The sequence below is a fragment of the Staphylococcus sp. EG-SA-2 genome (assembly GCF_017152085.1).
Genome location: NZ_JACYHC010000583.1, coordinates 1 through 2,869, shown reverse-complemented (window position 1 = coordinate 2,869; position 2,869 = coordinate 1). Strand labels below are relative to the sequence as shown.

The window sequence follows — 2,869 nt, the reverse complement described above, 5'->3', positions numbered from 1 at the left end:
TATTGAATTATTTAAAAGTTGATGAAACATTTTTGAATCATCTAGCAGGTATTAATTTAAAACTCTTTAAGGATTATGTTAATGAAAATAGAGAATATAATATAACGAATCTATATAAATAAGGCACTAATATTTAAACCTCGAGCTGAAAAGATCATCATTTCAGTTCGAGGTTTTTTATTTTATCCTCTTTGTATGGGTATTCTTTTACTTGAAATTTGTTTTCCTGTTTTTTTATTGTAAATTTTTATTACATAGTATCCTAAGTTATATCCTGACATTTGTTCTCCAGTATTTTTAGTTTTTTAGTAGGAACATAATGGTATTTTTTTGCTGTTAGTGGAACATATTTTTTAGGGTTTTGAATTTCGTTTCATCCATGTGTAAAACTGGATACTCTAATATCCGGTAATAGCCGGTTAAATTGACATAGGATGTCACTAGCTATTCCAAAATTGTCTTTTGACGCTATAACGATTGTTGGGAATCTTAGCATGTCTAACGCAGAGAGACTTTCACATTTTATGAGTACTAATCCTGAAGTTCGGCTTTGGGATATTTTACAAACAAACTTTAAAGCTAAAGCTCTTAAAGAAAAAGTTTATATTGAATATGACAAAATAAAAGCAACTCTTTGGAATAGACGTAGTATGCGCGTTGAATTTAATCCTAATAAGCTTTCGCATGATGAAGTGCTTTGGTTAAAACAAAATATCATCAGTTATTTGGACGATGTTAGTTTTACGAGATTAGATTTGGCTTTTGATTTTGAATTTGATTTAAATGACTATTATGCATTGTCAGATAAGTCGGCAAAGAAAACTATATTTTATGGACGTAATGTAAAACCAGAAACAAAATATTTTGGTGTGCGTAATAGTGATAGGTTTATTCGGATTTATAATAAAAACAAGAACGTAAAGATAATGCAGATGTTGAAATTGATTCAACATTTCTATGGCGTGTGGAAATTGAATTAAAACGAGATATGGTTGATTGTTGGAAAGATTGTTTTGATGATTTGCATATTTTAAAACCGAATTTAAAAATGATTGAAAATATACAAGAACGAGCAATGCTTCATTTATTAACTCACGAAGAAGAGGAATGGGGAAATTTAGAAAGACGTACTAAAAATAAATATAGAGATAAGTTGAAAAATATAGCGTCTATTGATTTGACAGATTTAATGAAAATATCTTTAAGAGGAAATGAAAACCAATTGCAAAAACAAATCGACTTTTGGTTGAATTAATTATTATAACTAAAGAACTATGTTCAATTTATGTGCAATCATGCTTTTTTGTCCCCACGTTTTGAACATGTTTGGCACCGCCAAACCACTCATTTTTTGCAAAATTTTGCAAAAAAATGGGGACATGTTCACTTATGCTCATCTACTTAAAATAAGTATTTTTTTGTTGGTTTTTAAAAGTAGTTGAAATGTTTATAATAATATTGAAAGATATTTCTGTTTTCCTTTTGAATAATAAACTTAAAAGAGAATATAAAATAATGCTTATTAAAATTAGGGGTGGAAATATGAAAAGAGATTTTTTTGAAAAGTGGTCGTTTATTTTAAATTTAATTTTATTTTGTGCTTTTTTGTTTTTAGTGGTTCTGATGTTTTATAAGGATGTCGATTTGATTTATATTTTTTGTACATTATTAATATCATTATTACCTTTGCTAAATATTATAAAAAGATATAAGAAAAAGACGGATAATTAATCCGTCTTTTTTTATGAAAAGAATAGGCTGGGAAATAAATCAATCTTCTATGATCTACGAAGTTATATTGGCAGTAGTTGACTGAACGAAAATGCGCTTGTAACAAGCTTTTTTCAATTCTAGTCAGGGGCCCCAACACAGAGAATTTCGAAAAGAAATTCTACAGGCAATGCGAGTTGGGGCGGGGCCCCAACAAAGAGAAATTGGATTCCCAATTTCTACAGACAATGCAAGTTGGGGTGGGACGGCGAAATAAATTTTGCGAAAATATCATTTCTGTCCCACTCCCCAGAAAAGGTTCTACCATTGTCAAAAAAATGCATCTCTACATGTTAGAGTAAATATTGGTCAGCCAACCAAAATAATCAACACGAGGAGATGCTATTTAATGTCATCTGACACAAACAGTTTAGCACATACGAAATGGAATTGTAAGTAACATATTGTCTTTGCACCTAAATACAGAAGACAAGCGATATATGGAAAAATAAAAAAAGATATAGGGATTATATTACGTCAATTATATGAAAGAAAAGGTGTAGAGATAATTGAAGCAGAGGTATGTAAAGATCATATCCATATGTTAGTAAGTATACCACCCAAACTTGGGGTATCATCATTTGTTGGCTATTTAAAAGGAAAAGTAATTTAATGATATTTGATAGACATGCTAACTTAAAGTATAGATATGGAAATAGAAAGTTTTGGTGTAAAGGATTTTATGTGGATACAGTAGGTAGAAATAAAAAAATGATTGAAAATTATATTCGTAATCAATTACAAGAGGATATCGTTGCAGATGAAATCTCAATGGAAGAATATTTAGATCCTTTCACTGGAGAGAAAAATAAAAAAAGAAAGAAAAAAGAGTAAACCTTTAGGATTGCTGGAATAGTAGTGCAGTTGGCTGACTTGTCAGTGCCCTTTTAGGGCTGGCCAGTAAGGAAGGCTTATAGCCGCAGAACAAACCACCCGTTCACACGGGTGGTTTTTATTTGTAACATCTGTTGATAGGTATCGACAAGGACCTTTTAATGTTGTGTTTTGTGCGATATAACAAGCTTTTTAGGCTATTAAAGAATATTCAGAATTAAATATAAAATTATGAATAAATTATGTCATTGAAAAAATTATGATT

At 29.9% G+C, this 2,869-nt stretch carries 1 protein-coding gene and 2 pseudogenes; all 3 read left to right on the top strand.

Going from position 1 to position 2,869, the window contains the following annotated elements:
- Positions 1–389: 389 nt before the first annotated feature.
- The 3 genes and pseudogenes from IDG60_RS10290 (at position 390) to tnpA (ending at position 2,604) form a co-directional block, all read left to right on the top strand.
- A pseudogene (locus IDG60_RS10290) lies at positions 390–1,255 on the top strand (replication initiation factor domain-containing protein).
- A gap of 188 nt (positions 1,256–1,443) precedes the next feature.
- Positions 1,444–1,731 carry a hypothetical protein gene (locus IDG60_RS10285; RefSeq protein ID WP_000469917.1) on the top strand — a complete coding sequence of 96 codons (288 nt, stop codon included), beginning with the start codon at positions 1,444–1,446 and terminating at the stop codon, positions 1,729–1,731.
- Positions 1,732–2,173: 442 nt separating this feature from the next.
- Positions 2,174–2,604, top strand: a pseudogene (gene tnpA, locus IDG60_RS10280) (IS200/IS605 family transposase).
- The last annotated feature ends 265 nt before the right edge of the window (positions 2,605–2,869 follow it).